Below are 18,440 nucleotides of genomic sequence, written 5' to 3' on the forward strand. Positions count from 1 at the left end.
TGTTCAATAATCGTTAAATAATACCAATATCAATAAATAGCCTAACTATATTACTGGTTAAAAGGATAGAAAAATGAAAAAAAATATAAGAATGGGGCAATATCGCCACTATAAAGGCAATTTATATTCAGTGGAAGGTCTTGCCACGCACAGTGAAACCGAAGAGGCAATGGTCATATACCGCCCTCTTTACGGTGAACAATTATTATGGGTTAGGCCACTAAGCATGTTCATTGAAGAGATCGACGTTGATGGTAAAAAGCAACCTCGATTTAAGTTTGTATCCCAATGATACTTCAAGATACAAACTCAGCAAAAAAGTATGCAGGGGTGCGAGGCATAACATTGCACTCTAGTTATCCTACTTAGAGAGATCCTGCTCCATCGATAGCGATGGCATATCGCATAGCGGTTTACCAACCACCTTTGCTGGCACGCCAGCAACGGTTGTATGAGCAGGAACAGCTTCTAACACCACGCTGCCTGCCCCTATTTTAGCACCGACACCGATTTCGATATTACCCAACACTTTTGCACCGGCACCAATCATCACCCCTTGGCGAATTTTAGGGTGGCGATCGCCCGTTTCTTTACCCGTCCCCCCCAATGTCACACCTTGTAATAATGATACGTTATCTTCAATAACGGCTGTTTCACCTACCACAACGCCCGTTGCGTGATCGAACATGATGCCTTTACCAATGGTCGAAGCCGGATGCACATCTACCCCAAATAATTCGGAACTGCGATTTTGTAAATAATGAGCCAAGGGAATACGTTTTTCTTTCCATAGCCAGTTGGCAATACGGTAAACTTGAATAGCATGAAACCCCTTTAAGTATAATAAGGGTGTGGAATAATCAACAACCGCGGGATCGCGCTCCTGTACCGCAATAATATCGGCCATAGCAGCCTCAAGAATCGAGGGATCTTTACTAAATGCCTCCTCAATCACCTCCCAACCAAAATGGCAGGCATGGTGTGATTATCTAAACGATTAGCTAATTGATAACTCAGTGCAGATTTTAAATCTTTATGATTTAAGATAGTTGAATAGAAAAAACTCGCTAAAATAGGCTCATCCTTCGAATAATGCCACGCCTCATCACGAATTTTATCCCATAATTTCTGCTGTATCGCTTCCATTACACATCTTCCTTACTGTCATCAATTAATTCCGTTTCAAAAATCAATTTGTTGTTTTTCTTTTCAATCGGCACCACGGAAAGAGGATCTAAGTGAATTAAAATATCGGAGCCTGGAAACAATTCCTCTAAGACATCCTCTAATTTATCCGCTTTAGCATGGGCTGCAAGTAACGTTTGCTTATCATCAAGCTCTAAATGTAGTTGGATAAATTTGGTATTACCCGATTGACGAGTACGTAAATCATGAACACCATGGACGCCATCAATATGATAAGCTGCTTTGATTATTTGTTCCTCTTCGGATTTAGGTAATTGCTTATCCATCAAGCCATTAACCGATTGCATGCCAATTTCCCAAGCACCATGGAAAATATACAAACTGACAACAATAGCAAAAACACCATCAGCCCAGTGCCAACCAAATCCAGCTAAAATAAGCGCCAACAGTACCGCACTATTTAATGCAATATCGGTGCGATAATGTAATGAATCAGCTCTAATTGCCATACTGCCCGTTCTTTTGACAACATAACTTTGAAAAGAAACCAATAGTAACGTAACAACAACTGAAAATATCATCACCCCAATACCGATATTGGATGCGTTAATTGTTTGCCCATTAATTAATGCAGAGATACTATTAAACATTAAAAAGACAGAGGAGCCTGCAATAAAGGCTGCTTGCGCTAATCCGGCGAGGTTTTCTGCTTTACCGTGACCGAAACGATGTTGGTCATCGGCAGGTTGCAGTGCAATTCTTATCGCTAACAGGTTAATAATTGACGTAGTGACATCCATTAGCGAGTCCGTCAAGGCTGCTAAAATACTACTAGAACCGGTCATAAACCAAGCAACTAACTTTACGATAATCAATATAGAAGCAGCTACAACAGCTGCTCGACCTGCTAAGTTAACTAAGCGTCCATATTCTTCTTTACTAATGTTGGTTTGCAAAAAAACACCTACAAATAAGTTAATTTTAAGAGGATGTTATTATAACTTGTTTGCCCATTTTAACCAAATACGATGGGAACCAATCCCCTTTGTTATCAATAGTAAATAGCATTACATCCCCATGCTACCTGAAGAGGTTTTGTCATGCGCGAGCTCGAATACCAGAGCAAGACGTAACATGAGGTTATTCTATTCATTTTTCGAATTGACAATACAGGGCTGGTATCTGACTTGGCGCGCCGTAGGACAAGGAGATATTTGAGGGGCACCACCAGACCTGTACCATCACAACAGGTCTGACATGCGTTTTGTCTAATAATTATTCGTCAGCCATATTTCCTTTTTTACCATTTTGTCCTTTACCTTTACCTTGCATATCATTGTTTTTACCTTGCTTACACTTTTTACCTTTATGGCTATGTTTGCCTTTTTTATTGGCTAATAGTTTATCCATTTTTGTTTGTTGCTGCGGTGTTAATAGATGATAAACATCAAACATCATTTCCATACGCTGCATTTTTCTCGCCTTTTTCGCAGCATCTTTCGAATCAATTAAAGCTTCTGCTTGTGCAGCATCAAACTTAGGAGCTTTCATAATACTCATTTGAGCATCATGAAAAGCGCCCTTTTGTTGCTGCTTATCGCTTTTATGCTTTTGCATGATGGTTTTAACATCCGCTTTTTGCGCATCCGTTAAATCAAGTTTTGCAAGCATTGACTGCATAGGCATTGCATCACAAGCACCACCTCGACCTTCTTGTTTAGCAAAAGCAGTAGAGAATGTAAGCGGTAGAACAATGGTTGCAACTAACATGTTTTTTAATAACGCATTCATAATAAAAATCCTTTATAATGTAAGTGACTAAATATTTATTGTTTGGTTCGGAATTAAGTATAAGGCAATACGAGCAAAGCAACGTATGGTCGAGGTAATGTTGTGTAAAGAAGTGTAAATTACAGTGCTATTAATAAAATATAGTGTTTAATTATCCACATCAAAAAAACATACATTACGCTACGCTTAACAACATACTCTTTAACTACGAATGGATTTGAATTAGAGATGATTATTATTTTACATTAGTCTCCCCGTAAGTTACTGATAACTTATGCTGAGACTTTATTAAAGGTTACAGCATGAAAAATATACTCTTAATTGATGACGATAAAGAACTTGTTTCTTTACTTGCCGAATTTCTATCCTTAGAAAATTTTAACATTGATATAGCCCACGACGGTGAAAGTGGGTTAGAGAAAGCGCTTAGTGGTATTTACGATTTAATTCTTCTCGATGTTATGATGCCACGAATGAATGGCTTTGAAATGCTAAAGTTATTGCGCCAAAAAAGTGAAATGCCCGTACTGATGCTGACGGCAAAGGGCGATGAAATAGACAAAGTGCTCGGTTTAGAAATGGGTGCCGATGATTACCTTGCTAAACCATTTAGCGAACGCGAATTGCTTGCTCGTATCCGAGCAATCATCCGCAGAACACAGCATAAAAACCCGCAAATACAGAGTAAAATAAGCCATTTAGATATTGATCTTTACCCTACTCAGCAACAGGCTATTTGTCAGAATTTTACCGTGGAACTGACGGGTACTGAGCTATTGTTACTCGAAAAATTTCTTCAGCATCCAGGTAAGCTTTTTTCTAAAGAAGAACTCAGCGAAGAAGTGCTAGGTAAAAAGTTACAACCTTTTGACCGAAGTATCGATATGCATTTGAGTAATTTACGCCGTAAACTACCCTCTCGCTTAGATGGTCAAACACGCGTGAAAAACTTCCGTGGAAGAGGGTATATGTGGTTAGAAGGTGGTGATTCGTTAAAGGAAGCTAGCTAGATACCGATAGGATGGCTTATTTTTTTAGGTGGGCCAGTAATACCAAATCATATAATTAAAAGAATTAATGGTTTAACTTATTCGGTATCGACTAAGTATTCAATTAGGCAAAAGGGATTAAACAGTGCGATGGAATTCATTTAACTCATTATTTACCAAAATATTTGTTGGTTTTTGGTTATTAATTCTATTGTTAGCAACCGTTCTCGTTTTACTCCCTAAGCTTGATGGTCGACAACTGCAAGATTTAAGCAGTAGTGATTTAGCGCTTTTACAGCGTCAACAACAACATATTCAGGCATTTCTGGCAAAGCGACCGCTTCAACAAATAAATGTTTTTTTTAAAATGCCTCCCCATAATCGCTTTAAAAAAATTTACGTCACAGACTCATCGGGTCAACTGCTGAACAACCATGCCCCAAAAAATGTTCGCCAATTTATTCTTGATAGCTCATCCATTGATACCCCAAAAAAGAGAATATTCAAGCACAACACTTTCTTTGGACCAATCTTAATTCAACACAAACAGCAAGATTTTCTTTTCTACTTTTCTCATCCAAATGATAAAGAGTCTTTACAATTCGTTGAATGGTTGATTGATAATCCACTATTGCTTTTACTGACCGCGCTACTTATCAGCACCCCCTTATGTGCTTATTTGTCTTGGCATGTAACACAACCATTGAGACAATTACAAAATGTAGCCAATAAAGTCGCACTCGGTGATATTAAAACTGATTTCCCAATCATTAAAAACAGCGACGAAATCAACCAACTAGCCAAGTCAATGCAAAAAATGTTGTTATCTGTCCAAGATATGCTTAACAACCAACAGCGATTATTAAGTGATATCTCACATGAATTACGATCCCCTCTGACGCGTCTCAATCTTGCATTAGCCATTAGTAGAAAACATCTTGGTGATAGTAAAGAGCTACAACGTATATCGATAGAAGCTGAACGAATAGAGTTAATGATCGCTGAAATGCTTAATTTGTCACGCATGCAATTAAATCCACACATTAAAGAAGAAGTGGCCTTCAATGAGCTTTTAGAAGAAATCTTTTTAGATGCACAATTTGAAGCAAAGGAAAATGGAAAAATATTTATATCACCTGAAATAGAAGAAATATATATTAACATCTACCCCGAGTTAGCTTATCGGGCGATAGAAAATGTAATTAGAAATGCCATAAAATATGCAAAAATTAACATTGTTGTCGAAATCACGGTGACAACAACCTATATTCTACTTTCCATTAAAAATGATGGTCCATTAATTCCTGAAAATGCATTACAGGATATTTTCCGTCCTTTTTATCGCCTAAATGATGCGCGAGACCGAGAATCTGGAGGGGTTGGATTAGGATTAAGCATTACTGAAAATGCGATGTCGATGCATGGCGGGAAAATATGGGCAGAAAATATTGATAAACAGGTCTGTATGCATTTACAATTCCCACGTTTTCCTTAACCCAACATAAGATGAGAGCCCATGATTGAAGTTGCACTGTTTGAACCTGAGATTCCACAAAATACGGGCGCGATTATCCGCTTATGTGCCAATACTGGCTGCGTTTTGCATTTAATTGAACCCTTGGGGTTTGATTTAGATGAGAAAAAAGTGCGCAGAGCTGGTCTTGATTATCATGAATTAATCCACGTTTACCGCCACAAAAACTATCAAGCCTTCTTAGAAGTTGTTGCAGGTAAGCGAATTTTTGCTTGTACAACAAAAACAACCACATTTCATAGTAATGCAAAATTTCAAGATAATGATGTTTTACTCTTTGGGCCAGAAACGCGAGGCTTGCCGAGTGAAATTCTAGATAGTTTAACAACAGAACAAAAACTACGTATTCCGATGCGCGCAGAAAGTCGCTCGATGAATTTATCAAATGCTGTTTCTGTGTTTGTTTACGAAGCATGGCGACAACTTGATTTTTCCGGAGCTGTATAACCCGCTTTAATCAAAAGGCTGCTTCGGCAGCCTTAAGAAGCAACTTGCAGCAACTCCACCAACAACTGCACTGTTTTCTCTCCTCTAAACTCATTAACATCTAATCGATAAGCACAATACACTTTTTTTATCATCGCATTAGGCCAAACATCTAAATCAACATTAAAAGCAATGGCATCAATAGCGTGACCATCAAGCTCTAACACCATTTTCAAGTGCTTACCTGCTACTAGGCGTTGTTGTTGTAATTTAAAATGGCCATCGAATAATGGTGCTGGAAAGCCTTGCCCCCAAGGGCCTGCATCACGAAGTTCAATCGCTTGTTGTAAATTAAATTGCGCAGCACTTAATTGACCATCAGAAAGTAATACATTATTTAAGAGATCGGCGTCAATATGATCTTCAATAACCTTGTTGATGGTTTGTGAAAACAAGGTGAAATCAGCTTCCTGATCGATAACCCAGCCGCCATCGCATGCCCGCCAAACTTTAACAACAGATTCGGAATCGCTTTATCAACGAGATCAAGCATATCGCGAATATGCACGCCCGGAATAGAACGAGCAGATGCTTTAATTTCTCCTTCCCCCGCTTTAGCAAAAGCAAAGGTTGGTCGGTAATAACGCTCCTTAATACGTGATGCAACTAACCCTATCACCCCCTGATGCCAGTCAGCTTCAAAGAGGCAAATAGCAAAAGGAATATTATTCTCATTGACAGTTAAATGCGCTAATGTTTTTAATGCTTCATCCTGCATACCCTGCTCGATCTCTCGACGGGACTGGTTAAGGGCATCAACTTCATTGGCAAGCATATTCGCTTGCTCACCGCGATGACACAGTAACAACTCAACGCCATGGCTCATTTCATCTAAGCGTCCAGCGGCATTTAGGCGAGGTCCCAAGGAAAAACCAAGGTCACTAGCAACTAATTGCCCTTGATTACGTTTTGCCACACCAATCAACGCACTAATTCCAACTCGACATACGCCAGCTCGAATACGCGCTAATCCCTGTTGCACCAATATTCGGTTATTCGCATCAAGTTTAACCACATCCGCCACCGTCCCTAAGGCAACAATATCTAATAACGATGCTAGGTTAGGCGGCTTTTTGTCGGCAAAATAGTGCTTATTCGATAGGTAAGCGCGTAGTCCAAGCATCACATAAAATGCAACGCCCACACCGGCTAAATGTTTACTTGGGAAATCACATCCCGCTTGGTTAGGATTGACGATAGCATCGGCATTGGGTATTTGCTCGCCAGGTAGATGGTGATCCGTTACCAATACCCGTAAACCTTTTTCTTTAGCATAGGCGACACCAGATGCTGGCTATACCATTATCCACCGTCATCAACAATTGCGCGCCTTTAGCAATGGCTAAATCGACAATATCAGGGCTTAGCCCATAACCATAATCGAAGCGATTCGGAATAAGATAATCAACATTGCTAAAACCTAATTCTCTTAAAGCCAATATCGATAGTGCAGTGCTCGTTGCACCATCGGCATCAAAATCACCAACGACGATGATGCGCTGTGATTCAATCAACGCTTGATAAAGCAGCTGACAGGCAGATTCCATCCCCTTGAGTTGTGTATAAGGCAGTAAACGTTTAGTACTTGTATCAAGCTCATTGTCGAAAAGAATACCACGGCTAGCATAGATTTTTTTCAGTAATGGGGAGCAATTAAGGGTAAGAAGAGGGGATTCCACTAAGGTACGATTTTTGATTGTAATAGCAGGCATATTATCTCATTATCTTGCATGGCGTATTTATCAGAGGAGCATCTTATTGTTCTACCTATTTACCGATAAGAAGCTGCATTGAGGGATAATGCAGCTTCTACTATATGGCGTTATTTTTGCTCAAGCAGTTGAATTAAGCAATCTGCAGGCACATAACCAGGTTGCATTGATCCATCTTCTAAAATTAATGCAGGAGTGCCATTAATACCAAAAGATAAGCCTAAATCATATTGCTCTTTGACGGTATTAGCACAGGTTTTAGAATCAATATTACGACGTTTTTTAGCGCTATCCATGGCCGCTTTAGGATCATCGGCACACCAAATAGAAACCATCGTATTATAGGCAGAGGAGTTCACTCCACCTCGTGGAAACGCTAAATAACGAACCGTAATGCCTAACTTGTTATAATCGGCCATCTCCGCGTGAAGTTTTTGACAATAACCACAACTTGTATCGGTAAATACCGTAATAACGTGCTTCTCTTCTGCTGCCTTATAGACAATCATATCTTTCTCAAAAGCCTTAAGTTGCGCTTTACGCAATTCAATTAAGCTTTTCTCTGAAATATTTTCCATCTTATTATCTAGGTCATAAATATTACCGTGCAGTAAATATTGTCCATTTTTACTGACGTAAAAAATACCTTGATTGGTCGTTACTTCATATAAGCCTTCAACAACAGCAGGTTTTACTGAATTTACTTGCATCTGTAATGAACGCATTTTAGTGCCAATAGTATCAACTATCGCCTTATCGACTACCGGATCAGCAAAAGAAATACTACTAAAAACAACCAGCGCCATTGTGCTAACAATACGTTTTTTAAATAGGCTCGATAACATGAAAAATCCTTAATATAAAATGAGTAAACTGAGTATGCCTAATTATACCTTTTTTGTGAACGTTAGATTGCGTAATTTACATAGAGGTAATCATTTTGACTGCATACTCAAGATCTAGGATGGTGCTCTTGATGTAGGGCTTTTAAACGATCCTGGGCAACATGCGTATAAATCTGAGTCGTAGAAAGATCACTATGCCCCAACAACATTTGCACAACGCGTAGATCTGCGCCGTAATTTAGCAGGTGCGTTGCAAAAGCATGACGTAAAACATGGGGCGACAGCGCCTCTTTATCAATTCCACACACTTGCGCATAATATTTTACACGATGCCAAAAAGTTTGCCTAACCATCATGTTACCTCTTCGACTGGGAAATAAAACATCACTACTTTGCCCGTTTAATAATTCAGCACGCACCTCCTCTATATACCTTTCAAGCCAATATAATGCTTCTTCGCCAAAGGGTACCAAACGCGTTTTACCTCCCTTCCCGGTTATACGAAGTACACCTTGTTGTAAATTGATCTCCTCCATGGTCAATTCAACCAATTCTGAAACTCGCACCCCTGTAGCGTAAAGCAGCTCTAACATTGCCTTGTCCCTAAACTGAACAGCATCACTTAAATCTGGCGCTGATAAAAGTCCATCGACTTCAGATTCAGACAATGATTTGGGCAGTGGTTTTATTGTCTTCGGGCTTTGTAATTTTGCACTGGGGTCATCGTCACGTATTTTCTCTCGACATAAATATTGATAATAACGACGTATCGCACTCATTAATCTCGCAGTTGAGCTATTTTGGTAATCTATTTCACTGTGTAAACGAAAACTGAAATAATCATTCAAGTCAAGCGAACTCGCTTCTGCCAAATGGCAATGTCGAGTCTCTAAAAAAACATCAACAAGCTGTAAATCATGGCGATAAGCTTCAAGTGTATTTTTTGATAACCCCCTTTCTAGCCATAAAGCATCTAAAAATTGGTCAATACTAACTAGTTCCATTAAACTCTCCTAACTCTTTATTGAACTAAGGCTACTATATGAAAATCGGTTTATTTTATGGCTCTAGCACTTGCTACACCGAAATTGCAGCAGAAAAAATACAGGCCTGTATCGGCGCAGATATCGTCGACCTATTTAACATAAAAACAGAGTCACTTAGCAAGACAAATGATTACGATATTCTTATTTTAGGCATATCGACATGGGATTACGGTGAATTGCAAGAGGATTGGGGAACACTTTGGCAAGAACTTGACGACTTACATCTTAACAATAAAATTATTGCGCTTTTTGGCTTAGGTGACCAACAGGGATACGGTGAATGGTTTATTGATGCGGTAGGATTATTACACCAAGCATTGCAACCACACTCACCTCAATTTATCGGCTATTGGCCAACACAAGGTTATCAATTTAGCGCCTCCAAAGCACTCAGCGAAAATCCTAATTTTTTCGTCGGACTGGCACTAGATGAAGATTCTCAATATGAACTAAGTGATCAACGCATTGAAACATGGTGCTTACAAATATTACAAGAGATAGAGCAAATACTATAAATAAGCCCTTAATAAAAGTAATGAATTGTAAACGTACCCAATAATTGTATAAATTGTGACGATGGCGATTAAAGAACACTCAAAACAGCCAACCAAGCCGCAAAAAACACGACGTAGATCACACTTCACGCACGGATTTTTAGTTATTTAATTTCTGTATCGTTACTATTCTGATCCAGATCAATCTGCTTTTTAACTCTTTAGTTAAGCTACGCCACTTATTTAATAGTACTAATGAATGACCTATATATTCATTAGTACTATATAATTTTTTTCTTTTTAACTCAGCTCATTAAAGCAAGGGAGTACAAGGTACCATGTCGGACGAAAATAAAAACGCGAGTTATCGCGAGCTACATAAACCAGCTAGCGAGTTTGCAACTCGTTCTGACTATCTGGATCATGAGCTACAAATAATGCAACCTCGTCGTTATGCATTAAACTTACCGGGACGCGATTTCCGCTTTGAATGGGAAGATCTAGTACCTGCGATTGCCGGTACCATTGGTATTATCGCGATGTACTCAGCTGTAATGTCGGCATGGGCTGCTGGCCTATCTGAAAAATGGGGCGTTAATCTAGGCACTGAATTTGCGATTGAAGTAGCTCGAGTTGAGATGCTTATCCCTGCATTGCTATTTTGTGTGTTTGCATCAGGCTTTATCAACCCTCGCGCAAACTTAGCGGGTAACCACGGCCCAATGATCCCATTAATTGGTAGTATCGCTTTAGCAGGAGCTCATCCGTTAGCTCTGGCTATTTTATTAGGTATTTTTGGTCTACTACTAAGTTACTTCAAAGGTGGCTCAAAGTTAGTTAACTTAACCAGTGACGGTGTCGCAGGGGGGTTATTGGTCTTCCTTGGTTTTGGTGGTACTTTCTCAATGATTACAGATATGCAATCATGGGGTAAAGGGCTTGAATCTGTTGAACACGGAATTGCAGCTGGTAGCATGGGTTATCTCGGGTTAGTCGTACTAGCTGTAACCGTTGTGCTATATGCATTCCTAGCCAAAATCAATAAAAGATGGTTAGCGATTCCTGCCTGTGCAATTACAGGACTTGTTGTTGCTCTTCTTTTTGGAGCTGGTTTTGACATCACTTTCCAAACTGAAATGGGATTACCTAATTTGAACCCGGTTTATTGGTGGGGATCAACGGATCAAGGTTGGATGCTAGGTCTACCAAATCTACAACATTTCATCGCCTCATTACCATTTGCTATATTAGCAGTTGCGATGTGGTCACCAGACTTCTTAGGTCACCGAATTTTCCAAGAGTTAAACTATCCAAAAGGGACTGATAAAGTACTAATGGATGTTGATGATACAATGACCATGTGTTCTATTCGTCAAATGGTAGGTACAGCTGTGGGTGGTGGTAACATTACATCGAGCTGGGGAACTTATATGATTCCAGCAGCGATTGCAAAACGCCCCATCCCAGGTGGTTCTATCATCCTTGGTTCGTTGGTTATTATTATTGCTATCTTAGGTTTCCCAATGGATGTGGCTGTATGGCCTCCAGTAATGAAAATCGCATTATTAGTAGGTGTATTTTTACCCCTATTAGAAGCAGGCATGCAAATGATCAAAAATACTAAAGACTCTCAGTCTGCTGGTATTTGTATTTTTGCCGCAGCGGTTACCAACCCAGTATTAGCATGGGCACTAACGATGCTCTTGGATAACAATGGGTTAATCGGCGATAAAGAACGTGCTCAAAGACTACCTGTTTTAGATAAATTAATTATCCCAGGTACTGTATTTGTAATCTGTCTAGTCGCAATGCTTGCAGTAGGTATGCTTGAAGGTAAATATGGTATTCCAGCTCTGCTTTAAGCATTATAATTAAAATAGAGACACAAAAAAGGCGGCAATCTGTAAGATTGCCGCCTTTTTATTATGTAATTCCAAATTATTTAATAAAATAAATTGCTATTACTCGTTGATGTCAATTTTCAAATCGCTTGCAATATTTTGCAAAGCCCCAACAAGCTGCGCTTTATCTAATTCATCTGGTATCACAATTGCGAATTGGCTGGTAAATAAAACACCACTTAATAAGCCTAATCGATGACACTCCATGTGCTCAACTTTAACACCATAGTCACTTAACGTTTTAGAAATATCATGAACCAAACCATAGCGATCATTGGCATCAATAGTTAATTTAACATGCTTTGCAGGCTCATGAATTTCAGGACTTAACACTGTCGCGGTGGCTGTAATACCAAGCGATCTAAAATGTTCTGCCAATTTTTCTACATTATCAGTATCAATTTCAACCTTGATCAATCCAGCAAAATAGTCATCAATATGACTTATTTTACTATTTAGCCATTTACCATTTAAAGCGTGTGTTTTTTCCGATAAGACTTTTACTAAATCAACGTAATTAGACCCGTTGATAGTCATCATTACTTGTACATTCATAATTGACTCCATATTTTAATAATGTTGTTAAAATAAGTATAATCCATTGTAAACAAAACAAACTTATATTTTGAGGTAATTTATTGTAAATAAAAGAAAGTTATACTCTGAGTGTAGAACTAAAAAAGTGAAAAAGAAAAACGACATAGCATAGCGGCCACAAGACAATCCATATAAGCCATTCCTCCCTGTAACAACACCTAATACAAATGAAACAATCATCGTTTTTAGAAAATAAATAACGAAAAACCATGTTTAATATAATGATAATAGATTAAAAATAGCCCAAAAAAGGATTTCACCTCCATTTTATGTAATTAAATTACAGATCACATTAAACATTGATTTAGATCAATTTTGTTCTATAGTCCATTTGTTAAACTCAAAAAATTAAAGTAAGTCGGGAAAAAACTTATATATGTGGGCAGAGAATAAAATTGATGAGTTACTTCCTCATCAAATAACGGAAAAGGCTGATAATATAGCCTATACCAAAGCGACAAAAGCTTTTTTATCTGCATTTTATCTCGCCGTTACAGCCGGTATGTTTATTGGCTTAGCGTTTGTTTTTTATGTTACAGTAACAACTGGAACAGAAAGTCTTCCATGGGGCATTAGAAACCTAATTGGTGGTTTAGCATTTAGCCTTGGGCTATTATTAGTCGTTGTTGTCGGCGGTGAACTTTTCACGAGCAGTACCCTTACCCTGATAGCAAAAGCGAGCCACAGAATTACAACTGCACAAATGCTTAAAAATTGGGCTAACGTTTACTTCGGTAACTTCGTTGGTGCCACTTTTCTTGTGTTCCTTATCTTTTTTTCTGGACTCTATAATGCGGACCACGGACAGTGGGGATTAAACGTATTAACCATTGCAGAACATAAATTACATCATTCATATGTTGAGGCAATTTCACTCGGCATATTATGTAATGTGATGGTATGCCTCGCTATTTGGATGGCTTTTGGCGCACGTTCGGTAACAGATAAAATGTTTGCAGTTTTACTGCCAGTTGCTATGTTTGTATCCTCGGGGTTTGAGCACTGTATTGCCAACATGTTTATGGTGCCAATGGGGATTCTTATTCAACATTATGCTCCACCTGAATTTTGGCTTTCTATCGGTCGCGATGCCAGTGAGTTTGCAGACCTTACAATTGCTAAATTTGTAATACACAATTTAATTCCTGTCACCATAGGTAACATTGTTGGTGGCGGTGTGATCGTTGGCTTGATGCATTGGATGATCTATCTTCGTCCAGTCAAAAAAATCAAATAATTTTTTAATTTCTAACTACAAGGTAAATCGTTATGACTAAATTAAACGAAGACTTTACATCTGCCTGGGATGGCTTTGCTGGTGATACATGGAAAACCGAAGTTAATGTTCGTGACTTTATCCAACAAAACTATACGCCATTTGATGGTGATGAAAGCTTTTTAGCGGGTGCAACCGAAGCAACTAATGTGCTTTGGGAAAAAGTAATGGAAGGCATCAAGCTAGAAAATGCGACTCACGCACCAGTTGATTTCGATACAGATGTTGTTTCGACTATCACTGCACACGATGCAGGTTATATCAACAAAGACCTAGAAACGATTGTAGGCCTACAAACTGAAAAACCATTGAAACGTGCGATTATCCCTAATGGTGGTATTCGTATGATTGATGGTTCTTGTAAAGTTTACGGTAAAGAATTAGATGCAGGTATTCGTAAAACTTATTCTGAATACCGCAAAACACACAACCAAGGTGTATTCGATGTTTACACAGGTGACATTCTTAAATGTCGTAAATCAGGTGTATTAACAGGTTTACCAGATGCGTATGGCCGTGGTCGTATCATTGGTGATTACCGTCGTGTTGCTCTATACGGTATCGATTTCTTAATGGCTGAAAAAGCGAAACAGCATAAGAGCCTAGAAGCAGAATTAGTGGCAGGTACGTCATTAGAAGACACCATGAAATTGCGTGAAGAGATCTTCGAGCAATACCGTGCTCTAGCTCAAATGAAAGAAATGGCTGCTAAATATGGCTCTGATATATCAGGCCCAGCAACAAACGCAAAAGAAGCTATTCAGTGGACTTATTTTGGTTACCTAGCGGCAATCAAATCTCAGAATGGTGCAGCGATGTCATTTGGTCGTACTGCAACATTCTTAGATATCTTCATCGAAAAAGATTTACAAGCTGGTAAATTAACTGAAGAAGGCGCACAAGAGCTTATTGACCACTTAGTAATGAAGCTACGTATGGTTCGCTTCCTTCGCACACCAGAATATGATGATCTATTCTCTGGTGACCCTATCTGGGCAACTGAGTCTATCGGTGGTATGGGTGTTGACGGTCGTACACTAGTTACTAAAAACTGTTTCCGTTTCTTACACACGCAATACACAATGGGCCCATCTCCAGAGCCTAACATCACTGTTTTATGGTCTGAAAGCTTACCTACAAACTTCAAAAAATACTGTGCAAAAGTATCTATCGATACTTCTTCTATCCAGTACGAAAATGATGACTTAATGCGTACTGACTTTGGTAACGATGATTACGCTATCGCATGTTGTGTGTCACCAATGATTGTTGGTAAACAGATGCAATTCTTTGGTGCTCGTGCCAACCTTGCTAAAACATTGCTATACGCAATCAATGGCGGCGTAGATGAGAAATCTAAAGCACAAGTTGGGCCAAAAACACTACCTGCTATCACAGGTGAAGTTCTTAACTATGACGAAGTTTATTCTAACTTAGATCACTTCATGGATTGGTTAGCAGAGCAATATGTCACTGCGTTAAACTGTATCCATTACATGCACGATAAATACAGCTATGAAGCAGCGCTAATGGCGCTTCATGACCGCGATGTTTCTCGTACAATGGCATGTGGTATTGCGGGACTTTCAATTGCTGCGGATTCTTTAGCTGCAATTAAATATGCAACCGTTAAACCGATTCGTGATGAAGATGGTGTTGCTATCGATTTCGAAATTGAAGGTGATTACCCTAAATTTGGTAATAACGACCCACGTGTTGATGATATCGCTTGTGAGCTTGTTGAAAGCTTCATGAAAAAAATCAAATCACGCCCTATGTACCGCAATGCACGTGCAACACAATCAATTCTTACTATTACATCTAACGTTGTATACGGTAAGAAAACAGGTAATACACCTGATGGTCGTCGCGCTGGAATGCCTTTTGCTCCAGGTGCAAACCCTATGCATGGTCGTGATGAAAAAGGTGCTGTTGCATCATTAACATCTGTATCTAAACTACCGTTTGCCTACGCTCAAGATGGTATCTCATATACCTTCTCTATCGTACCAAACGCTTTGGGTAAAACAGACGATTCACAAAAAGCTAACTTAGCAGGTCTAATGGACGGTTACTTTAAGCACACTCCTAACATTGAGGGTGGTCAACACTTAAACGTAAACGTTATGAACCGTGAAATGTTATTAGATGCTATGGAAAATCCTGATAAATACCCTCAGTTGACTATCCGTGTATCTGGCTACGCTGTACGTTTTAACTCTTTAACTAAAGAGCAACAAAACGATGTAATCAGCCGTACATTCACAGCTACGCTATAAAAATAAAATTATTAAGGTAAACTTTTATGTTTGCCTGTTATAATTACAGAGGTTTCATCTTCACGGATGAAACCTCTCTTTTTATCTGCGAATAGCTAATTATTTTTTATTTCTTGGTAAGAGATAAAAAATAATTAGCTTTTAAGGGGTTATTATTAATGTCGGTAATTGGACGAGTTCATTCTATTGAAACCTGTGGCACTGTTGATGGGCCAGGAATACGCTTTATTATATTTTTACAGGGCTGTTTAATGCGCTGTAAATATTGTCATAATCGCGATACTTGGGATCTCGAGGGTGGCAAAGAGATGACCGTTGATGAGCTAATGGCTGAATTATTACAATATCGCCATTTTATGAACGCATCGGGCGGAGGCATAACTATTTCTGGCGGGGAAGCAATGCTACAGCCCGAATTTGTCCGCGCTATGTTTGAAGCTTGCCGTTTAGAAGGAATACATACCTGTTTAGACACCAATGGTTTTGTTCGTCGTATCGATGAGACAACAAAAAGTGTTCTCAATGTCGCAGATCTAGTTCTACTCGATATTAAGCAAATGGATAATAAAAAGCATATTGATTTAACTCATGTGAGTAATAAATACACGCTAGAGTTTGCACAATATCTTAGTGATAATAATCAAGCGGTTTATTTACGCTATGTTATTGTCCCCGGCATCACTGATTGTGTTGAAGATGCACACCAACTCGGTAAATTTATTCAGCCGATGAAAAATATAGAGAAAATAGAACTACTTCCTTACCATGAATTGGGTAAGCATAAATGGACTGCAATGGGTGAAATTTATCCTCTTGATGGCGTTCACCCACCATCTAAAGAGACGATGGAAGAAATTAAAAGCATTCTTTTACAGTATCACCCCTCTGTTATTTATTAATAAAAAATGAAAGGCTTAATCGCCTTTCATTTGTTTTTGAGCCCTTTATGAGTAATTTTATTTGCCCCCTTTGCCAAACACCATTACAGCAAAAGCATCACGGTCAAGTTTGCATTAACAACCATCATTTTGACATGGCTAAAGAGGGGTATATTAACCTACTCCCAATCAATGCCAAAAAATCTAAAAATCCGGGTGATAATAAAGAGATGATGTCTGCTCGGCGAGCTTTCTTAAATACAGATAGCTACCTCCCCCTAGCCGAAAAAGTCGCTTTATTAGCCCAACATTATTTACAGGGTCGAGAACAGGCGCAATTGCTTGACCTTGGTTGCGGTGAAGGCTATTACACAAATATATTACAAAAAACGATGCCTAGCACACATGTGATTAATGCCTTGGATATTTCTAAAATAGCAATTCGTTATGCAGCGAAACGTTATAAGGGAATTAATTTTTGCGTGGCGAGTGCCTATGATGTGCCATTACCCGATAATAGTATAGATGCCCTGTTCCGTATCTATGCACCTTCACTGGAAAGTGAATTATTACGCATAATTAAACCACTTGGCTATTTAATAACAGTCACCCCTGCACCACGTCATTTATTTCAACTTAGAGAAAAAATATATGAACAGGTCAACAGTCATCCTCAAGAGAACAAATCGCCATTAGGGTTTAACAAAATAGAACAGATCAATATCCATTATCTTTTGTCAATTGAACAACCCGATACCTTGCAGAATTTAATTAATATGACGCCCTTTGCATGGAAATTTAATGATAAAAGCATGGCAGCTCTCTTAGCTGAAAAACAGTGGCAAATAGAGTGCGATTTTAATATTGAAATTTATCAAAAAATATAATTTGAGGTTAAATTAGTTCATTCTGCTGCAAAAAATTATCCCCACCCAACTTAAATGCTTTACTTAATAGTAAAGCTAAATCCATATAACGTGGCTGATGCCCAGAAGTACTCTCGGTATGTCTACGCCCCTGTAATTTACTCTGGATCTCGGCATACCACGAAAGCAACTGTGGTGGTAAGAATAGTTGTGACCGTTTGCCTAACCAATATAAACCTTGTATCGGCAACCCTAAAATGAAGAAAAGATAAGTCATCAACATTGGCCAATTAAAAAAGTTAGGGTAGATAACAGCTAACAATAGAGCTAATACCAGAAAAGCGGGCATAATTGCCATAGATAGTCGAGTATAATAAGCTACTTTACTGTCAATGAATAAACAATTAAGCACCCTTTGTTTTGGCCAATTTTGTAAATAATTATCGCCTTGTCTAACTATATCAAAAAACAATTCAAAAATTCTCCCGGTTCATGAAAAAATACCAGTAAAAGCCACACCAATACATTTAACCTATTGTAATACAAAAATTGATTTATGTTAATTTATAAGTAAATTGCGGTTTTTTTATTATTTGTATG

The 18,440-nt window shown here is 38.7% G+C and carries 16 protein-coding genes and 2 pseudogenes; 10 read left to right on the plus strand and 8 right to left on the minus strand.

All coding sequences use genetic code 11. The features are described from left to right. Nucleotides 1–73 precede the first annotated feature (73 nt). Nucleotides 74–292: a DUF1653 domain-containing protein gene (locus AB1A03_RS01610; protein WP_354622836.1), complete on the plus strand. Its 219-nt coding sequence runs from the start codon at nucleotides 74–76 to the stop codon at nucleotides 290–292. A gap of 69 nt (nucleotides 293–361) precedes the next feature. On the opposite strand, the pseudogene cysE reads toward AB1A03_RS01610, so the two are convergent. The 3 genes and pseudogenes from cysE to AB1A03_RS01625 form a co-directional block, all read right to left on the minus strand. After that, nucleotides 362–1,146: pseudogene (gene cysE / locus AB1A03_RS01615) on the minus strand (serine O-acetyltransferase). Next, a complete protein-coding gene (locus AB1A03_RS01620; protein WP_354622837.1) occupies nucleotides 1,146–2,102 on the minus strand; it encodes a cation diffusion facilitator family transporter in 957 nt (318 codons plus the stop codon). Before AB1A03_RS01620 ends, cysE begins: the two are co-directional and overlap by 1 nt. A 319-nt stretch (nucleotides 2,103–2,421) precedes the next feature. Next, on the minus strand, nucleotides 2,422–2,937 hold the full coding sequence (locus AB1A03_RS01625) for a Spy/CpxP family protein refolding chaperone (protein WP_354622839.1): 516 nt from the start codon (nucleotides 2,935–2,937) through the stop codon (nucleotides 2,422–2,424). Between the two features lie 302 nt (nucleotides 2,938–3,239). On the opposite strand from AB1A03_RS01625, the gene AB1A03_RS01630 reads away from it, so the two are divergent. The 3 genes from AB1A03_RS01630 (at nucleotide 3,240) to trmL (ending at nucleotide 5,907) form a co-directional block, all read left to right on the plus strand. Continuing rightward, nucleotides 3,240–3,947: a response regulator gene (locus AB1A03_RS01630; RefSeq protein WP_354622840.1), complete on the plus strand. Its 708-nt coding sequence runs from the start codon at nucleotides 3,240–3,242 to the stop codon at nucleotides 3,945–3,947. A 124-nt stretch (nucleotides 3,948–4,071) separates the two neighbouring features. Continuing rightward, complete coding sequence (locus AB1A03_RS01635) at nucleotides 4,072–5,421, plus strand: ATP-binding protein (protein WP_354622841.1); 1,350 nt, start codon at nucleotides 4,072–4,074, stop codon at nucleotides 5,419–5,421. Nucleotides 5,422–5,442: 21 nt separating this feature from the next. Further along, on the plus strand, nucleotides 5,443–5,907 hold the full coding sequence (trmL, locus tag AB1A03_RS01640; RefSeq protein ID WP_354622842.1) for a tRNA (uridine(34)/cytosine(34)/5-carboxymethylaminomethyluridine(34)-2'-O)-methyltransferase TrmL: 465 nt from the start codon (nucleotides 5,443–5,445) through the stop codon (nucleotides 5,905–5,907). A gap of 32 nt (nucleotides 5,908–5,939) precedes the next feature. On the opposite strand, the pseudogene recJ reads toward trmL, so the two are convergent. The 3 genes and pseudogenes from recJ to xerD form a co-directional block, all read right to left on the minus strand. Then, nucleotides 5,940–7,658 (minus strand): annotated as a pseudogene (gene recJ, locus AB1A03_RS01645) (single-stranded-DNA-specific exonuclease RecJ). Between the two features lie 110 nt (nucleotides 7,659–7,768). Further along, complete coding sequence (dsbC, locus tag AB1A03_RS01650; RefSeq protein WP_354622843.1) at nucleotides 7,769–8,503, minus strand: bifunctional protein-disulfide isomerase/oxidoreductase DsbC; 735 nt, start codon at nucleotides 8,501–8,503, stop codon at nucleotides 7,769–7,771. Between the two features lie 107 nt (nucleotides 8,504–8,610). Further along, nucleotides 8,611–9,507 carry a site-specific tyrosine recombinase XerD gene (xerD, locus tag AB1A03_RS01655; protein ID WP_354622844.1) on the minus strand — a complete coding sequence of 299 codons (897 nt, stop codon included), beginning with the start codon at nucleotides 9,505–9,507 and terminating at the stop codon, nucleotides 8,611–8,613. Nucleotides 9,508–9,545: 38 nt separating this feature from the next. On the opposite strand from xerD, the gene fldB reads away from it, so the two are divergent. Further along, nucleotides 9,546–10,064 carry a flavodoxin FldB gene (gene fldB, locus AB1A03_RS01660; protein ID WP_354622845.1) on the plus strand — a complete coding sequence of 173 codons (519 nt, stop codon included), beginning with the start codon at nucleotides 9,546–9,548 and terminating at the stop codon, nucleotides 10,062–10,064. Between the two features lie 317 nt (nucleotides 10,065–10,381). Next, nucleotides 10,382–11,905 carry a DUF3360 family protein gene (locus AB1A03_RS01665; RefSeq protein WP_354622847.1) on the plus strand — a complete coding sequence of 508 codons (1,524 nt, stop codon included), beginning with the start codon at nucleotides 10,382–10,384 and terminating at the stop codon, nucleotides 11,903–11,905. A 99-nt stretch (nucleotides 11,906–12,004) separates the two neighbouring features. Here AB1A03_RS01665 and AB1A03_RS01670 read toward each other — a convergent pair whose 3' ends face one another. After that, nucleotides 12,005–12,499: a glycine cleavage system transcriptional repressor gene (locus tag AB1A03_RS01670; RefSeq protein WP_354622848.1), complete on the minus strand. Its 495-nt coding sequence runs from the start codon at nucleotides 12,497–12,499 to the stop codon at nucleotides 12,005–12,007. A 418-nt stretch (nucleotides 12,500–12,917) separates the two neighbouring features. On the opposite strand from AB1A03_RS01670, the gene focA reads away from it, so the two are divergent. From focA to rlmA, 4 genes are all read left to right on the plus strand, one after another. After that, nucleotides 12,918–13,778 (plus strand): formate transporter FocA, encoded by an 861-nt coding sequence (focA, locus tag AB1A03_RS01675; RefSeq protein WP_354622849.1) that lies wholly within the window; start codon nucleotides 12,918–12,920, stop codon nucleotides 13,776–13,778. A gap of 32 nt (nucleotides 13,779–13,810) precedes the next feature. After that, nucleotides 13,811–16,096 carry a formate C-acetyltransferase gene (pflB, locus tag AB1A03_RS01680; RefSeq protein ID WP_354622850.1) on the plus strand — a complete coding sequence of 762 codons (2,286 nt, stop codon included), beginning with the start codon at nucleotides 13,811–13,813 and terminating at the stop codon, nucleotides 16,094–16,096. A 158-nt stretch (nucleotides 16,097–16,254) separates the two neighbouring features. Continuing rightward, nucleotides 16,255–16,995, plus strand: a complete 741-nt coding sequence (gene pflA / locus AB1A03_RS01685; RefSeq protein ID WP_354622852.1) for a pyruvate formate lyase 1-activating protein — start codon at nucleotides 16,255–16,257, stop codon at nucleotides 16,993–16,995. A gap of 47 nt (nucleotides 16,996–17,042) precedes the next feature. Beyond that, the gene (gene rlmA, locus AB1A03_RS01690; RefSeq protein ID WP_354622853.1) at nucleotides 17,043–17,861 is read left to right on the plus strand and encodes a 23S rRNA (guanine(745)-N(1))-methyltransferase; all 819 of its coding nucleotides are present in this window, start codon (nucleotides 17,043–17,045) and stop codon (nucleotides 17,859–17,861) included. A gap of 7 nt (nucleotides 17,862–17,868) precedes the next feature. Here the strand turns inward: rlmA and yfbV are convergent, their stop codons facing one another. Then, entirely contained in the window at nucleotides 17,869–18,312 is a 444-nt protein-coding gene (yfbV, locus tag AB1A03_RS01695; protein ID WP_354622854.1) for a terminus macrodomain insulation protein YfbV, read from the minus strand. Nucleotides 18,313–18,440 lie beyond the last annotated feature (128 nt).

It is taken from the genome of Psychromonas sp. MME2 (assembly GCF_040566515.1).
In the GTDB taxonomy this organism is placed as follows: Bacteria; Pseudomonadota; Gammaproteobacteria; order Enterobacterales; family Psychromonadaceae; genus Psychromonas.